Source organism: Streptomyces sp. NPDC044921 (genome assembly GCF_056432865.1).
On the sequence record NZ_JBWKIF010000004.1, the window covers coordinates 303,247 to 318,061 of the forward strand.

12 protein-coding genes are annotated in these 14,815 nt (G+C 73.9%); 6 read left to right on the forward strand and 6 right to left on the reverse strand.

Annotated features, from left to right (window positions below):
* Positions 1-85: 85 nt before the first annotated feature.
* Positions 86-268 carry a hypothetical protein gene (locus tag AC07DA_RS08605; protein WP_479125834.1) on the forward strand — a complete coding sequence of 61 codons (183 nt, stop codon included), beginning with the start codon at positions 86-88 and terminating at the stop codon, positions 266-268.
* Positions 269-276: 8 nt separating this feature from the next.
* On the forward strand, positions 277-888 hold the full coding sequence (locus AC07DA_RS08610) for a C40 family peptidase (RefSeq protein ID WP_479125836.1): 612 nt from the start codon (positions 277-279) through the stop codon (positions 886-888).
* Between the two features lie 53 nt (positions 889-941).
* Here AC07DA_RS08610 and AC07DA_RS08615 read toward each other — a convergent pair whose 3' ends face one another.
* The gene (locus AC07DA_RS08615) at positions 942-1,793 is read right to left on the reverse strand and encodes a hypothetical protein (RefSeq protein WP_479125838.1); all 852 of its coding nucleotides are present in this window, start codon (positions 1,791-1,793) and stop codon (positions 942-944) included.
* A gap of 168 nt (positions 1,794-1,961) precedes the next feature.
* Here AC07DA_RS08615 and AC07DA_RS08620 point away from each other — a divergent pair, with 168 nt between their 5' ends.
* The 3 genes from AC07DA_RS08620 to AC07DA_RS08630 all read left to right on the forward strand — a co-directional run bounded on the left by AC07DA_RS08620 (position 1,962) and on the right by AC07DA_RS08630 (position 5,421).
* Entirely contained in the window at positions 1,962-2,399 is a 438-nt protein-coding gene (locus AC07DA_RS08620) for a DUF4913 domain-containing protein (protein ID WP_479125839.1), read from the forward strand.
* An 88-nt stretch (positions 2,400-2,487) separates the two neighbouring features.
* Positions 2,488-3,783: a hypothetical protein gene (locus AC07DA_RS08625; RefSeq protein ID WP_479125841.1), complete on the forward strand. Its 1,296-nt coding sequence runs from the start codon at positions 2,488-2,490 to the stop codon at positions 3,781-3,783.
* A gap of 30 nt (positions 3,784-3,813) precedes the next feature.
* Positions 3,814-5,421 (forward strand): glycosyl hydrolase, encoded by a 1,608-nt coding sequence (locus tag AC07DA_RS08630; RefSeq protein ID WP_479125843.1) that lies wholly within the window; start codon positions 3,814-3,816, stop codon positions 5,419-5,421.
* A 120-nt stretch (positions 5,422-5,541) separates the two neighbouring features.
* Here AC07DA_RS08630 and AC07DA_RS08635 read toward each other — a convergent pair whose 3' ends face one another.
* Positions 5,542-8,616 (reverse strand): AfsR/SARP family transcriptional regulator, encoded by a 3,075-nt coding sequence (locus tag AC07DA_RS08635; protein ID WP_479125845.1) that lies wholly within the window; start codon positions 8,614-8,616, stop codon positions 5,542-5,544.
* A 204-nt stretch (positions 8,617-8,820) separates the two neighbouring features.
* Between AC07DA_RS08635 and AC07DA_RS08640 the strand changes: the two genes are divergently transcribed.
* The gene (locus AC07DA_RS08640) at positions 8,821-10,233 is read left to right on the forward strand and encodes a hypothetical protein (RefSeq protein ID WP_479125846.1); all 1,413 of its coding nucleotides are present in this window, start codon (positions 8,821-8,823) and stop codon (positions 10,231-10,233) included.
* Positions 10,234-10,317: 84 nt separating this feature from the next.
* Here the strand turns inward: AC07DA_RS08640 and AC07DA_RS08645 are convergent, their stop codons facing one another.
* From AC07DA_RS08645 to uraH, 4 genes are all read right to left on the reverse strand, one after another.
* The gene (locus AC07DA_RS08645) at positions 10,318-11,706 is read right to left on the reverse strand and encodes a nucleobase:cation symporter-2 family protein (RefSeq protein WP_479125847.1); all 1,389 of its coding nucleotides are present in this window, start codon (positions 11,704-11,706) and stop codon (positions 10,318-10,320) included.
* Between the two features lie 258 nt (positions 11,707-11,964).
* Entirely contained in the window at positions 11,965-13,344 is a 1,380-nt protein-coding gene (locus AC07DA_RS08650; protein WP_479125848.1) for an 8-oxoguanine deaminase, read from the reverse strand.
* Positions 13,345-13,453: 109 nt separating this feature from the next.
* Positions 13,454-14,401, reverse strand: a complete 948-nt coding sequence (gene pucL / locus AC07DA_RS08655; protein ID WP_479125850.1) for a factor-independent urate hydroxylase — start codon at positions 14,399-14,401, stop codon at positions 13,454-13,456.
* Between the two features lie 4 nt (positions 14,402-14,405).
* Complete coding sequence (gene uraH / locus AC07DA_RS08660; RefSeq protein WP_479125852.1) at positions 14,406-14,810, reverse strand: hydroxyisourate hydrolase; 405 nt, start codon at positions 14,808-14,810, stop codon at positions 14,406-14,408.
* Positions 14,811-14,815: the final 5 nt, after the last annotated feature.

The window sequence follows — 14,815 nt, forward strand, 5'->3', positions numbered from 1 at the left end:
CCCGGTTCACACCGTTCTTGAACCTCCCCGGGGCGCGGGTCCGTTGTGCGGGTGCCCCGTTGACCACGAAGGAGCCACGAACCGCATGAGACAGACCCCGGGCGCGCACGGCCGCCGGACGGCGGCCGTCGTCACGCTGGCCCTGGCCCTGACGGCGACGCTCCACCAGCCCGCCGGCGCCGAACCGCGGACCCTTCCGGAGGTGCGCGCCGCGCCCTGGACAGCGCCTCCCTGGCCCGTCAGGCGCAGCTGGCCACGAACCGGGTGATCAAGGCCATGGCCGTGACGGAGGAGGAACTGCGCACCCGCGGCGACGAGGCGGCCGAGGAGCTGGAGCGGCTGCGGGAGAACCGCGCTTCCCTGGGCTCCCACCGCAGGACGATCCGGGCCCGGATCGACGCGGCCCGGCGGGTGGAGTCGGGGCTGGAGGACAAGCAGCGCCGTGAACTTGCCGCCCTGGAACGCGAGACGGCCGACGAGGCCCAGGCCGCATGGGTGCGCTCGGGCGTCCTCGACGGCGCGGGCACCAAGGGCAGCACCGCAGGCCGGGCGGCCGTGGCCTTCGCGACCAGGGAACTCGGCAAGCCGTACGTCTGGGGCGCCGAGGGCCCCGACTCCTACGACTGCTCCGGTCTCACCTCGCAGGCGTGGCGGGCGGCGGGTGTGGTCATTCCGCGCACCTCGCAGGAGCAGTGGCGTCTGCTGCGCCGCGTCCCGGTGACGAGGATGCGCCCCGGCGACCTGATCATCTACAACGCCGACGCCAGTCACGTCTCCCTCTACATCGGCGACGGCCGGATGATCCACGCCCCCCGCCCGGGGCGTCGGGTGACGGTGGCGCCGGCCGGGTCGATGGAGATCCTCGGGGTGGTGCGGCCCGACGCCTGAGCGTGCGGCGGGGCGGGCCCGCGACAGGGCCCGCCCCGCTTCACGCGGTGCCGCTAGCGGGCGCCGCCGCCGGCCCTGCGGCGGCCTCCCTGGCCGTGGCTGTGCGACGAGGACTGCGACGGCGCGGAGGGCCGCCGGGGCGCCGAGCTGCCGGACTGCTGGTGGGACTGCTGTTGCTGGCCCTGTTGCTGAGCGAGGTACGACGCGACCTGCTGGTTGTACTGCGGCAGCGTCGGGCCGTAGGCGTCCGTGGGCATCTGCTGCGGCCTGGGCTGCCGCGACGGGTCGTGCATGGGCTGCGGAGCCGCCACGGTCACCGCCGTCCCGACGGCCTGGGCCATGGCGCCGAAGCCCTGCATGCCCGGGTGGTTCATGCCGGCTCCGGCACCGTAGACGGCACCTCCCACGGTCGCGACCGTGGATCCCGCGATCCTGGTGTAGGAGGGTGCGGGCTGAGACGCCGTGGGGTTGGCCGCGACGTTGCGCGCGTAGTAGAGCTGCCGGGCGACCTCGGCGGCGTTGGCGGCCGCCGTCGCACCCACCGCGCCACCGTAGCCCTGCAAGGAGGCGTTGGGGTCGGACCCGTACTGCATCCCGAGCATGGCGGCGCCCTGCCCCGCCAGAGGTGCCGCCGCGAGCGTGGCGTTGGCGGCCCGCGTCCAGCCGTTGTCCCCCGCCTGCGGGGCGGTCGGCGGCTGCGAGGACGACGCGTACGAGTACTGCGAGTACTGGGACTGGGAGTACTGGGACTGTGACTGGGACTGGCGCGAACTGCTCGACGTGCTGGGCGGGTAGGGCCCGGAGCCGTCGCTCTCCGGGCTGCTGCTGCGCTCCCGCTCGGCGGAATTGCCGCTCTGGCGGCTGCGTGCCGTCCGGAAGCTGTCGTCCGAGTTGTTTCCTGACATGTGAAGCGCTCACTTCCTGCGAGATCGTCACGTGCGACTCCGTCGCGGAGTCGCCAGCACAACGGAAACGGGACGGCGGGGGTTCACAGCGGATGAACCCCCACGCGCACGCGTGCGTTGTGGTCCCGTGCCAGGACGAGACCCGACCGCGCACCGGAGAACGCCTTCATGAGCAGTGCCGAGCCCGAATCCCGGGAGCCCGCCCCGCCGGAGCCGCCCCCCGGACCTTCGTTCATCCTCTACTTCCAAGGTGCCCAGTACGCCGAGGCGCTGCGGCAGCTGACCCTGTGGGCCCATCACGTGCTGCTGCCCGTCTACGGCCGGGAGGTCACCTCCTCCGCTCCGTGGTGCTCGCGGTGGTGGGAGCACCCGGAGGCGGTCGCGCAGCTCCACGGCCTGTGGCTGGCCTGGACCGAGTTGACCGGCCCCGGATCCGGTCCGAGCGGCCCCGCCAACTGGCATCGCGACTACCTGCTGCCCGTGATGGCGTCCCTGCGCGACCCCTCGGGTCCCTTCGCCGGCTGCAAGCCCGGCGCCCACCGGGGGAAGGAGACACCCCCCGTCGATCTCCTCGACCCGTTCGGCCCGCCGCCGGTCACGGCGTGACCCCGTCCGGGGCGGGCGTTGAACCACCCGCCCTTCCCTGCCCGTTGTCGCCTCCTGTCCACACCGTCCGAGCGGAGAGAGGGCCACCGTGGCGGATGACAACGCGGCCTCCCCGGACCGCAACCGGCCGGCCGACGAGCCTGCCGAGGCCCGGCTGGCGCGTGAGCTGATCAGGACCGAGTACCGCCTGCGGGACCGACGCCGGCGCGACGAGCGCGGCGCGGCGGACGCGCCGGGCGCCCGGGAGCGTATCGGCCGGCTCCTGCGCAGGTTCCTCGACCGGCTCTCCGGACGTCCCGCACCGGACGCCCGCGACCGGCCCGGCGCCGGCGGCTTCGACGCGGAGGCCGGCGGGCCCGGGCAGCCGGACCCGGCGCGGACCCTCGCCCGGGCCCCCGCCGCCGGGCCGTCCCCACAGGCCGCGACAGGGGCGGCGCATCCGGACGTGGCGCGCCTGGAACGGCGGATCGGCCGGCTGCCGACGCTCCGGCACGAGGCGTTCGAGGACGCGGTGCTGCACCTGCTCAGGACCGACGACCGGTGGCGGACGGCGTTCGAACGGTCCCCGGAGAGCATGCCGACGGTCGCGCGGTACGCCGCCAACGCGCACATGCGGGAGGCGCTGCGGGAGCCGCCCCCGGCCGCTCCGGTCCCGCCCGCGCACGCCGCCGCCGGCACGCGTAAGCAACCCGGCGCCGAGGCGGGCACCCGCACCGCCGCCGAGGCACTGGACGCCGCCCGGGACCGGATCACGGCGGCCGACGCACGGCAGTTCGCGGCGCTGCGCGCACGCTGGGAGCGGACGGCCGCCGGTGAGCGGCCGGACACCGCACCGGTGCGGGAGCGGCACCGCTTCGACGGCCCCGGTCAGGACCCGACGGCCGACGGCCAAGCCTTCGACGCGGCCCGGCGGGCGCAGTGGGCACGGCTCGGCACCGACGCCACCGCCTCCCCCGGCGGCCCCGCCGAGGTCCTCGACGGCGAGGGCTTCCGCGCCGCTGCCGAGGCCCAGCGGAACCGGCTCGGCACCAGCCCCACCGCCGCTCCCCGCGCCACCGACGTCTTCGACGGCCACGCCTTCCTCGCGGCCGACCACGCCGCTCGGCAGGCCGAACGGGCCCCGTACGCCGCCGGTACCGCCGACGGCATCCCGTCGAGCCCCCCGCCGAGCCGTGCGCCGGTCTCCCCGCCACCGGCCGCGCTCCCGTCACCCCTGCTCGGCAGCGAGGGCCACGCCGCCGTGCGCGGCTCCCTCGACATCCTCCGGCCGCCTCCCGCCCCCACGGACCCGGGCACCCCCGGCTCGCCGGCGAGTCCGCACCGCCCGGCCCCCGTCCACAGGCCCATCACCCCCACCCCATCCCAGAAGAGAGGACGGACATGACGTACGTCGCCCCCGCGAAAGGCGCGGTCCATGCGTAGACCGGCCCTCCGCAGCCGCACCTCGTTCCTGCTGGCACTGCTCCTGGTCGTGGCCGGTGTCGCCGGCACCGCGCTGCTGATGCAGAGCCAGCGCCCGGACGGCGTGAACGTCACGGGCGCCCCGGCCGCCGGTACCGGCTCCCCCGAGCACACCGTCACCTTCCGCAACACGACGGACCACCGCGTCTGGATCGGCAGCACGGTCAACGCCGACGGGTCGGCCGCGCTCACCGGGCTGCCCACGCTGGACCCGGGCCAGTCGGCCACCGTCACGATCCCCGAGCAGTCCGGCGCCGGCCACTGGCGGGGCACGTTCTTCGCCCGGGAGGGCTGTTCCGGCGAGGAGGGGAGCACGTTCCACTGCGCCGTCGGCGACTGCGGACCCTACGCGGACCGGTGTTCCACCGGTGAACAGCCCACGGGGCTCGCCGAGTTCAACTTCGACCCGAAGGACGGCCTGGCGCCCTGGTACAACGTCAGCTACGTCAACGCCGTCGCGTCCCCGATCACCATCACGCCCGACGGCGTGACACCGCCCGAGTCGGGCGCGTGCGCGCCGGCCGGGTGTGCCACGGATCTGCTGGCCGCCTGCCCGGCGGACAACCTGGTCCGGGACGAGGGCACGGGCCGGCCGCTGGTGTGCGTCAACCCGAACCGGGACGCGAAGACGCCCTACAGCGACGCGCTGGCCGCGACGTGCCCGACCGCCTACAGCTGGTCCAAGCACGACACCGAGCAGGGCAACCGCGTGGTGTACCAGTGCCGGGAGTGCACCGGCCTGACCGTCACCTTCCACGGCACCGGCGACGGCGCCACCGCGCCCGGACCGGGTCCCGCGGCCACCGGACGGCCCGGCGGCGACGGCACCCCGGCCGCCTCCGGCAAGGGCGTCGCTCTGAATCCCGTGGCGGGCGCCTCCGAGGCCCTGGCCGACTCCGGTTCGTCCTGGTACTACAACTGGACCTCCGCCGCCGACGGCGTCACGAGCTCCAGGGGCGCCGAGTACGTCCCCATGATCTGGGGGCCCGGGTCGGTCACCGACGCCGAACTGGGGCGGGCCGCCCGCGAGGGGAAGGCGCTCCTCGGGTTCAACGAGCCGGACCACCCGGGCCAGGCCGACATGTCGCCCGAACAGGCCCTCGACCTGTGGCCCCGGCTGGAGTCGACCGGCCTGCGTCTGGGCGCCCCCGCGGTCGCCTCCGGCGCGGACGTGGCGGGCGGCTGGCTGGACCGGTTCATGAACGGGGCCGAACAGCGCGGTCTGCGGGTCGACTTCATCCCCGTGCACTGGTACGGCGCCGACTTCGGACCCGGCGCGGCCGGCCAGTTGCGCGGCTATCTGCAGGCCGTGCACGACCGTTACGACAAGCCGGTCTGGCTCACCGAGTACGCCCTGATCGACTTCTCCGGGGGCGCCCCGCGCTACCCGAGCGAGCAGGAGCAGACCGCCTTCGTCCGGTCCTCCACCGCGATGCTGAACGGGCTGGACTTCGTCGAGCGGTACGCCTGGTTCGCGTTGTCGAAGGAGACCAGCCCGACGGGTCTCTACGACGGGGCGGTGCCCAACGCGAGCGGGCGGATCTACCGCGAGGTGCGCTGAGGCTGCGCCCGGGCGGTGGGGACGGGTCGCCGGAACGTTGAACCGTGCCCACCCCCGGGTGCGTTGTGCGGGTGCCTGCCGGGCGTCGCCGGCGGGTCTCACCGGCGAAGGAGGGCCATGTCAGGCGGACCGTCTCGGCGCGGCCTGCCGGGTGTGCGCGCCCGCCGGGCCGTCCGGCAGGCGGTCGAGCCGCTCGCGGACCCGCTCGGCGTCCGGATGGCCGAACTCCGCGAAGATCGCGAGCGCGTGCCGCCAGCTCGCCCGGGCCGCCTCGGTCTCACCGCCGTCGAGGTGGACGTCCCCGAGGTGGCCCAGGGTGTGGCCCTCGCCCCAGCGGTTGCCGATGTCCCGGTGCGTCGCGATCGCCCGGTGGTAGTGGTCGACGGACTCCCCGTACCGGCCGAGGCGGTGGTGGATGGTGCCGAGGATGTCGAGGGTGACGCCCTCGACCCAGCGGTTGCCGCCCGCCCGCAGGACGACCAGCGCCCGCCGCAGGCAGTCGAGGGCCTCGTCGTAGCGGCCCATGCGCTGGTAGGCGTCGCCCAGGTTGGACAGGGCGATGCCCTCGCCCCAGACGTTGCCGGCGATGCGGTCGAGGACCAGTCCGCGGCGGGCGTACTCGACGGCCTCCCGGAGCCGGCCGGCGTGCAGATAGGCGTCGCCCAGGTTGGCGATGACCGATGCCCGGGCCGCCCGGTCCCCGAGTTCCCGGCTCAGCACCAGCGCCTGCTGGAGGTGTTCCACGGCTTCGTCGAACCGGCCCGCGTTGCGCAGCGCGGCGGCCGTGTCGGACAGGCCCTGGGTCTCCCCCTCCCGGTCCCCGGCCTCCCGGGCGGCGGCCAGACCGGTGCGCGCGGTGTCCAGCCAGTCGTGCACGTGGCTGCGGAGGTAGAAGAACCCCCACAGGACGGCGGGCAGGCGCCACGCGATGCCCGTCTGCCCGGACCGGGCGGCCTGGTGCACCGCGGCGATCAGGTTGGACCGCTCGGTCTCGCACCAGTCCAGGGCCCGTTCGTGCGTGGTGAACTCCAGGGGCCGGCAGTGCCGCGGCCCCGGCTCCAGCGGGATGCGGCGGCGGTGGGGGGTGATGTGCGGATAGGCCGCGTCGGCGGTGTGCAGGTACCAGGTCAGCAACCGCCCGAGGGCGACGTCCCGCTCCTGCCGGGCCTCCTCGGCGTGCAGGCGTTCCGCGGCGTACACGCGCAGCAGGTCGTGCAGGGTGTAGCGCCCCGGGAAGTGCTCGGTCAGCAGGTGGGCCCGGGTCAGTTCGGCGAGCGGCCCGCGCACCTCGCGCGGGGCGAGACCGGCGAGGGCGGCCGCGGCGGGCGCGGAGATGTCCGGCCCGGCGTGCAGGCCCAGCAGCCGGAACAGGCGCGCGGCCGGGGCGGACACCGCCTTGTAGGACCAGGAGAAGACGGCCCGTACGTCGGTGGTGATGTCGTCGCCGCCGGCGAAGGCGTCCAGGCTGCCGTGGCTGTCGTTCACCTCGTCGGCGATGGCGCTGAGCGGGAAGCCGGGGTGGGCGCGGGCGTGGGCGGCGACGATGGCGAGGGCCAGCGGCAGGCGGCCGCACCGCGTGATGATCTCCTCCGCCGCCTGCGGCTCCGCGGCCAGCCGTCCGGTGCCCAGGCGCAGGGCCAGCAGGTCGTGTGCCTCGGCCCGGGTCAGCTGGTCCAGCGTCAGGGGGTGCGCCCCCTCGCCGGCGACCAGGCCGGTGAGCCGGTTGCGGCTGGTGATGATGACCAGACAGCCCGGGGAGCCGGGCAGCAGCGGGCGCACCTGTTCGGCGTCGCGGGCGTTGTCGAGCAGGACGAGCACCCTGCGGCGCGCGAGCAGGCTGCGGTACAGCGCGACCTGCGCGTCGAGACCGGCGGGTATGCGCATCGGCGGGACCCCGAGCGCGTCGAGGAAGCCGCGCACGGCCTCGTCGGGCGTCACGGTGGAGCCGGTCGGGTCGAAGCCGCGCAGGTTGACGTAGAGCTGACCGCCGGGGAAGCGGTCGGCGATGCGGTGCGCCCAGTGCACGGCCAGGGTCGACTTGCCGATGCCGCCCATTCCGCCGATCGCGCTGATCACCACGGTCGACGGCGGGCTGCCGTCGCGGGGCAACAGCTCGCCGACGCGGTCGAGTTCACTGGCGCGTCCGGCGAACGTGGGCAGGTCGGCGGGAAGTTGCGCGGGGCGGGCCGGCTGGAACCGGGGTTCGTACGGGTCGGCCGGGCCGGGACGGTCTCCGCTGTGCGGCGCTGCGGCGTCCGAGGCCGTGCCGTCCAGGGCTGTGCCGTCCGGGGCCGTGCCGTCGCCGGCCGTCGCGTCCCCCTGCCCGTCGGGCGCCGGTGCGGTGCCGGGGAGTGCGTCCGGCGTGCCCGGCCGGGACCGGGTGGACGCGGCCGGAGCCGGGCTCGGCGCCCGGTGCGGCATGAGGGCGGGGTCGGCGGCCAGGATGCGGTCGTGCAGTTCCCGCAGGGACGCGCCGGGCTCGACGCCCAGCTCCGCCACCAGGGCGGCACGTGCGCCCCGGTACGCGGCCAGGGCCTCGGCCTGCCGGCCCGACCGGTACAGGGCGAGCATCAGCAGGCGGCACAGTTCCTCGCGCAGGGGGTGCCCGGCGGTGAGGGACAGCAGTTCCGCGATGACCTCGTGGTGGCGTCCGAGCGCGAGGTCGGCGTCCAGCCGTGCCTCCAGCGCGGTCAGCCACTCCTCGTCGAGCCAGGAGCACACCGTCTCGGGCAGCGGGCCGGGGAGTCCGGACAGGGCGGTACCGCACCAGCCGTCGAGCGCGGCGCGCAGCAGGTCCGCGGCGCCGGAGACGTCACCCGCGGCGCGCGCCTGCTTGGCCTGCGCGACCCGGCGCTGGAAGACGGCGAGGTCCAGGCTGTCGTCGGGCACGTTCAGCAGGTAGCCGTCGCCGACGGAGACGAGCGTCCGGGGCCGCTGCGCCGGGCCGCGGTCGGGTTCCAGCACCTTGCGCAGACGCGACACGTAGGTCCGCAGGACGGACACGGCGGCGGCGGGTGGCTCCTGGCCCCAGACGGCGTCGATGAGTTCGCCGAGCGGCAGGGGGCGTCCACGGCGTAAGAGCAGTGCCGCCAGCACGACCCTCTGCTGCGGCGAGCCGAGGTCCAGTTCCCGTTCCCCGCGCCATGCCCGGACCGGCCCCAGCAGAGCGAAACGGAAGGTATTCACGTAGTCCACGTTCGGACTCTAGTGCGGACTCGCCCCGGCCAGGGCGGTTCAGCGGAACATGCCGTTCCGTCACAAGTCACCGCCGACGTGCCGGTCATCCCGCTTGTCGCCCGCGGGTTGAACCCTTTGCGGCCGGGGCCCGTTGCGGTACGCGGGCAACGCCGATACCGCCCCGGCCGTGCGATCGGCCGGGCACGTCAGAGAGGAACGCCGATGAGCCCGGGACACGAGGAAGCGGACGAGCCGGTCACCGCAGGCCAACCCGACGCGCCCGCGGGGTCGTCGGAACCCTTCGCGGACATCACGGTGGTCATCTCCGGTGACGGATCCGCCGCCGTCGACGGTGCACCGGTGCCGGTGGCGGAGGGAACGACGGTCGACGCCGCGATCCTCGACCTGCTGCACGCCCGCGCGAGCGACCGCGGCAGCGCCGTCACGGCGGCGATCTCGGACCCGGCCGCGGGGTACGTGGCGTACGTGGAGGTCCTCCCGGACGGCTCCAGCTCGCTGCGCGAACAACTGCAGGAGGTCCCGGAACCGCCCCCCGACGAGGTCGGGCCCGCCGCCGGGGCGGGGGCCGGGGCGGAGTCCGGCACCAGGCGCCACGTTCCCGCGCCGGGTCACGGGGGCGGCCCCCTCGACGTCGACGAGGCGTCGTACGCGCTGCCCGGACCCGAGGGGACACCCGTCGCCTCCCGTGTACCGCCGCCCGCACCCGCGCCCGCCCGCAAGCCCGGCTCGCGCCAGTCGGACGACGAGTTCGAAGGACCCGGACTGCTCGGCAGGCCCCTGGTGGTCGGGCCCGTGGCGCTCGGCGTGGCCGCCCTGGTCGTCGTACCGCTGGTGATCCTGGGCAGTGGCGGTTCCGGTGACGGCGGGAGCCGGGAGAAGACCGCCGCGCGCACGGGCGGCTCGCCCTCGGCCGCGAGTTCGGCCCTGAAGCCGTCCTCCCTCCCGATCCCGCCCCCGTCCGTCTCGGCGTCCGCCTCCCCGTCGGCCACCGGCAAGGGCGAGGACGCGGACAGGAAGAAGCCGGAGCCGACGGGCACGTCGCGGACGAAGGGGTCCGGCCGGGTCACCGTCACCATCACGGCCAGGCCCCCGGCGGCCACCACCACCGTCACCGCCAAGCCCCCGCAGGACACCGCGGCCACCGCCGTGAAACGGCTCGCCGCGGGCGACCCCTCCGGACGGCACATCTGCTACCGCGCGTACGTCTCCGGGCAGGGCTGGCAGAAACCGGTGTGCGACGGCACGATCGCCGGCACCTCGGGCCAGAACCGGCCCATCAAGGCCCTCAACATCGCGGTGCACGGCGTCGGCGGATCGGCCGCGAACGCCTTCCGGCACGCGGCGAAGCCGGTGGACGGCCGCGGCGAGTGGCAGCCGAGCTGGACGGCCGTCACCGGCGACGGGAAGAACTTCACCATCGGCAGCGCGCGACGGAACGCCCCGAACATGCTGGGCTTCGCCATGAACGTCGGCAGCGGCGAGATCTGCAACACCGTGCGCCTGCGCGGGCGGGACTGGGGCGGGCGGGTGTGCAGCAAGCCCCGCCCCGACTTCACCTTCGGCGGCACCCTGGACAACGACGTCTGGCTGGAGGCCGTGAAACTCACGGTGTGACACGGCACGGCCCCCGGCCGGTGAGCGCCGGCCGGGGCGGAGGAGTGCACGGCGCCCAGGGAGGGCCGGGGCACCGCGTCCGGGTCAGGAGGCGGCCGGTGCCTTGGGCGCGCCCGTCAGCTCCTCGCCCGCCTCCATCGGATGGGTCACGTCGTGGGCGTCGCGGGCGCTTCCGCCGAGGTGGTTGAAGACCAGGTTCAGCAGCACCGCCGCCACGCAGCCGGTCGAGATGCCGGAGTCCAGGACGATCCGGGCCGTCTCGGGGAAGGCGTGGTAGAACTCCGGCGCCGTGATGGGGATGATGCCGACGGCCAGGGAGACGGCGACGATCAGGATGTTGTTGTCCTTGTCCAGGCCGGCCCGGACCAGGGTCTGGATGCCGCTGGCCGCGACCGAGCCGAACAGGACCACGCCCGCCCCGCCGAGCACCGGGCGAGGTACGACGGCGATCAGCGAGGCGGCCATCGGGCACAGGCCCATCAGCACCAGGAAGCCGCCGCCCGCGGCGACGACGTACCGGCTGCGGATCTTCGTCATGGCGACCAGGCCGATGTTCTGCGCGAAGGCGCTGCACATGAAGCCGTTGAACAGGGGGCTGATCGCCGAGCCGAGGGTGTCGGCGCGCAGGCCGGCGGCGATGGTCCTCTCGTCGGCCGGGCGGTCGACGATCTCACCGAGGGCCAGCATGTCGGCGGTCGACTCGGTCATCGACACCACCATCACCACACACATCGAGATGATCGCGGCGAGCTGGAACTGGGGGGCGCCGAAGTGGAAGGGGGTGGGGAAGCCGACGACGTCCGCGTCCGCGACCGGCCCGAAGTCCGTGACGCCCAGCGGGATCGCGATCAGGGTGCCGGCGACCAGGCCGAGCAGGACCGCGATCTGCTTGACGAAGCCCCGGGTGAACCGGCGCAGCAGCAGCACGATCAGCAGGGTCGCGCCCGCCAGGCCCAGGTTGGTCGCCGAGCCGAAGTCGTCGGCGGCCGGGTTCGGTCCCTGCGCCCAGCCGAAGGCGACGGGCAGCAGCGATACGCCGATCAGGGTGATCACGGATCCGGTGACGACCGGCGGGAAGAAGCGGATCGCCTTGCAGAAGACGGGGGCCGCGAGGAAGCCCAGGAGTCCGGCGACGATGACCGCGCCGAAGATGACCGGCAGGGCGTCGGACTTGTCCTCGGTGGAGGCGACGATCGCGGTCATCGGGGCGACACCGGCGAAGGTGACGCCGTTGACGAACGGCAGCCGGGCGCCGATCTTCCAGATGCCGAGGGTCTGCAGGAAGGTGGCCAGGCCCGCGGTGAACAGGCAGGCGCCGGTGAGGAAGGTCAGGTCGGTGGCGGAGAGGCCGATGGCCGCGCCGACGATCAGGGGTGGGGCGACGACTCCGGCGTACATGGCGGCCACGTGCTGCAGGCCGGTCGTCGCCATCTTGAGCGCGGGGAGTTTCTCGTCAACGGGGTGGTCGGCCACGGCAGGCGTCCCTCCGGTCGGTTACACGGCAGCGCCGAGCGGCGGCCGTGGGTGTCAAGGAGGTGGTGCGGGTGGTCATGGGGGTACCTCCCTGCTCGAGCGAAGCCGAGAGCTTGGGGGAGGGACCGGCGGACGGTGGTGACCGTCTCCGGAGGCGCTCGCGTGGGCGCACGCCTCCGGAGACGACCGCCGTGGACCCCGCTCGGGTCCACGGCCGCCGGCCGGGAGCCGTCCCTCCCGGCCGGAGTATCCGGGTGGTCAGGCCCGCGCGGCGATCCGCGCCAGGCGCCGGGCCTCGTCGCGCGTGGCGCGGGCGACGGCGTCCTCGTCGACGGTCAGCAGGCGCCCGTCCTCGACGATCTGCCGGCCGCCCACGAACGAGGCGGTGACCGGGGCCGCCGCGCCGAAGACCAGGGCGGTCACCGGGTCGGCGATGGAGGCGTGGGCGAGGGTGTCCATCCGCCACAGCACCAGGTCGGCGAGCTTGCCGGGCTCCAGGGAGCCGATCTCCGCCGCCCGGCCGAGGACCTGGGCTCCGCCGAAGGTGCCCAGGCGCAGCGCCTGGCGGGCGTTGAGCGCGGCCTCCCTGTGGCCGCCGAGGCGGTTGATGAGGAGGGCGTTGCGCAGCTCGGTGTGGAGTTCGCCGGACTCGTTGGAGGCGGTGCCGTCGACGCCCAGGCCGACCGGGACGCCGGCGGCGAGCATGTCGGGGACGCGGGCGATGCCGGCCGCGAGGCGGGCGTTGGAGGAGGGGCAGTGCGCGACGCCGGTCCGGGTGCGGGCGAAGGCGGCGATGTCGGAGTCGTTCATGTGGACGCAGTGCGCCATCCACACGTCCTCGCCGAGCCAGCCGGTGGACTCGAAGTAGTCGGTCGGGCCCATGCCGAACAGCTCGTGGCAGAACTTCTCCTCCTCGACGGTCTCCGAGCCGTGGGTGTGCAGCCGGACGCCGAGCCGGCGGGCCAGTTGGGCGCCGTCGCGCAGCAGCTCGGTGGAGACGGAGAAGGGGGAGCAGGGCGCTACCGCGACCTGGGTCATGGCGTCGAAGGAGGAGTCGTGGTGCTGCCGCACGGTCTCCTCGGTGGCGGCCAGCGCGCCGTCGAGGGTCTCGACCGCGAAGTCCGGGGGCAGGCCGCCGTCCTTCTCGCTGCGGTCCATGGAGCCGCGGGCGAGGGTGAAGCGGACGCCCATGTCGCGGGCGGCCCCGATGATCGCGCCGGCGAGGTCGCCGGAGCCCCGCGGGAAGACGTAGTGGTGGTCCATGGCGGTGGTGACGCCGCCGCGGGCCATCATCGCGAGCGAGCCCTGGGCCGCCGCGCGGACCATCGGCTCGTCGATGCGCGCCCAGGTGGGGTAGAGCGCCACGAGCCAGTCGAAGAGGTTGTGGTCCGTGGCCAGGCCGCGGGTGATCCACTGGTAGAAGTGGTGGTGCGTGTTGACCAGGCCGGGGGTCACGAGGTGGCCGGAGGCGTCGATGCGGCGGGCCACGTCCTGGAGGCCCTCGGGGGCGGGGCCCGCGCCGAGGGACTCGATGCGGTTGCCGGCGATGACGACGTGTCCGGAGGCGTACTCGGTGTCGTGGGTGTCGACGGTCGCGATCGCGCAGTTCTCGATGACGATGCGCCGGTCTGCTGCCATGGTTCGTCCTTTGCGCTGATGTGGAGAGGGCACGGCAGGACCCCGGGAGTTTTGAGTGCCGTGGCCGGGAGAGGGGTTCCCCCGGCCGCGGGTGCCGAAAGAGGGAACGTCAGAGGTTGGTGAGATCCACCGGGATGCGCGGCTCGCAGCCGTCCCGCAGGATCGTCGCCTCGATCAGCCCGTAGGGGCGGTCGGCGGCGTAGTAGACCTCGTTGTCGTTCTTCAGTCCGAACGGCTCCAGGTCGACCAGGAAGTGGTGCTTGTTCGGCAGCGAGAAGCGGACCTCGTCGATCTCGCTGCGGTGGTTGATGATCCGCGCGCCCATCTGGTACAGCGTCTGCTGGAGTGAGAGGGAGTACGTCTCGGCGAAGGCCTGGAGCATGTGCTTCCTCACCTGCTCGTAGGACTTCTCCCAGTGGGGCATGCGCTCGTCGTCGTCGGTCCAGTTGAACCGCCAGCGGCCCGACACCTCGGTGGCCAGGATGCGGTCGTAGGCCTCCTTCAGGGTCGTGTACTTGTCCTTGACGTAGCCCCAGAACTCGGAGTTGGTCGAGTTCATCACGACCAGGTCCTTCAGGCCCGAGATCACCTCCCACTTCTCGCCGTCGTAGGTGACCTGGGTGAGCCGGGTCTCCTGGCCCTTGCGGACGAAGGAGTGCTTGACCTCGTCGGCGCCGATGAACTGCGAGGTGGCGTCGGAGGCCTCGATCCGCTCCCAGGCGTACTCCTCGATGCGGATGCGGGCCCGGTGGATCGGCTCCTGGCTGGTGACGAAGTGCCGGGCGAGGTGGATGCCGAACTGCTCGGCGGACTCGATGCCGTGTTCCTTGGCGAAGGCGTACACCGTGTTCTTGGTGGTGTCGGTCGGCAGGACGTTGGCGTTCGAGCCGGAGTAGTGGACCTCGTCCATGTCGCCGCTCAGCGCCACGGACACGTTCAGGTCCTTGATGTGGTGGGTGGCGCCGTCCCGCGTGATCCTCACGACTCGGTTCTCGGCCTTGCCGTACTGGTTCTGTCCCAGCAGGACCGGGCGGCCGGGGCGGGAATTGACGGTCATGTAGCTAGCTCCCTCGGTATACGGAGTAGCCGAACGGGTTGAGCAGCAGCGGTACGTGGTAGTGCTCGCCCGGGACGACGGCGAAGGTGATCGCCACCTCCGGGAAGAACACCGCGGCGCCGCTGTCCCGATTCGCGGGGGCGTCCTGCTGCGCATCGGCTTGCTTCTTCGCGGATTGTTCGAAGTACGGCTCGACCGCGAAGTCGAGCCGTACGTGGGTGGTGCCCTCCGGCAGGGCCGGGAGGTCCTTGCACCGGCCGTCCGCGTCGGTCGCGGAGCCGCCGAGCGCCTGCCAGCCAGCCGCGCGCCCGGGGCGGGCGGAGAGATGGACGGCGACGCCCTCGGCCGGGCGGCCGGCGCTGGTGTCCAGGATGTGCGTGGACACGGACGCGGTGGCGGAGGTGCTCATGGTGC

What these genes read in the sequence shown, in the direction of transcription:
- AC07DA_RS08620 (WP_479125839.1), top strand. Translation starts at nt 1,962, where the DNA reads ATGAGCAGTGCCGAGCCCGAATCCCGGGAGCCCGCCCCGCCGGAGCCG.
- AC07DA_RS08640 (WP_479125846.1), top strand. Translation starts at nt 8,821, where the DNA reads ATGAGCCCGGGACACGAGGAAGCGGACGAGCCGGTCACCGCAGGCCAA.
- pucL (WP_479125850.1), bottom strand. Translation starts at nt 14,401, where the DNA reads ATGACCGTCAATTCCCGCCCCGGCCGCCCGGTCCTGCTGGGACAGAAC.
- AC07DA_RS08630 (WP_479125843.1), top strand. Translation starts at nt 3,814, where the DNA reads ATGCGTAGACCGGCCCTCCGCAGCCGCACCTCGTTCCTGCTGGCACTG.
- AC07DA_RS08615 (WP_479125838.1), bottom strand. Translation starts at nt 1,793, where the DNA reads ATGTCAGGAAACAACTCGGACGACAGCTTCCGGACGGCACGCAGCCGC.
- uraH (WP_479125852.1), bottom strand. Translation starts at nt 14,810, where the DNA reads ATGAGCACCTCCGCCACCGCGTCCGTGTCCACGCACATCCTGGACACC.
- AC07DA_RS08610 (WP_479125836.1), top strand. Translation starts at nt 277, where the DNA reads ATGGCCGTGACGGAGGAGGAACTGCGCACCCGCGGCGACGAGGCGGCC.
- AC07DA_RS08605 (WP_479125834.1), top strand. Translation starts at nt 86, where the DNA reads ATGAGACAGACCCCGGGCGCGCACGGCCGCCGGACGGCGGCCGTCGTC.
- AC07DA_RS08650 (WP_479125848.1), bottom strand. Translation starts at nt 13,344, where the DNA reads ATGGCAGCAGACCGGCGCATCGTCATCGAGAACTGCGCGATCGCGACC.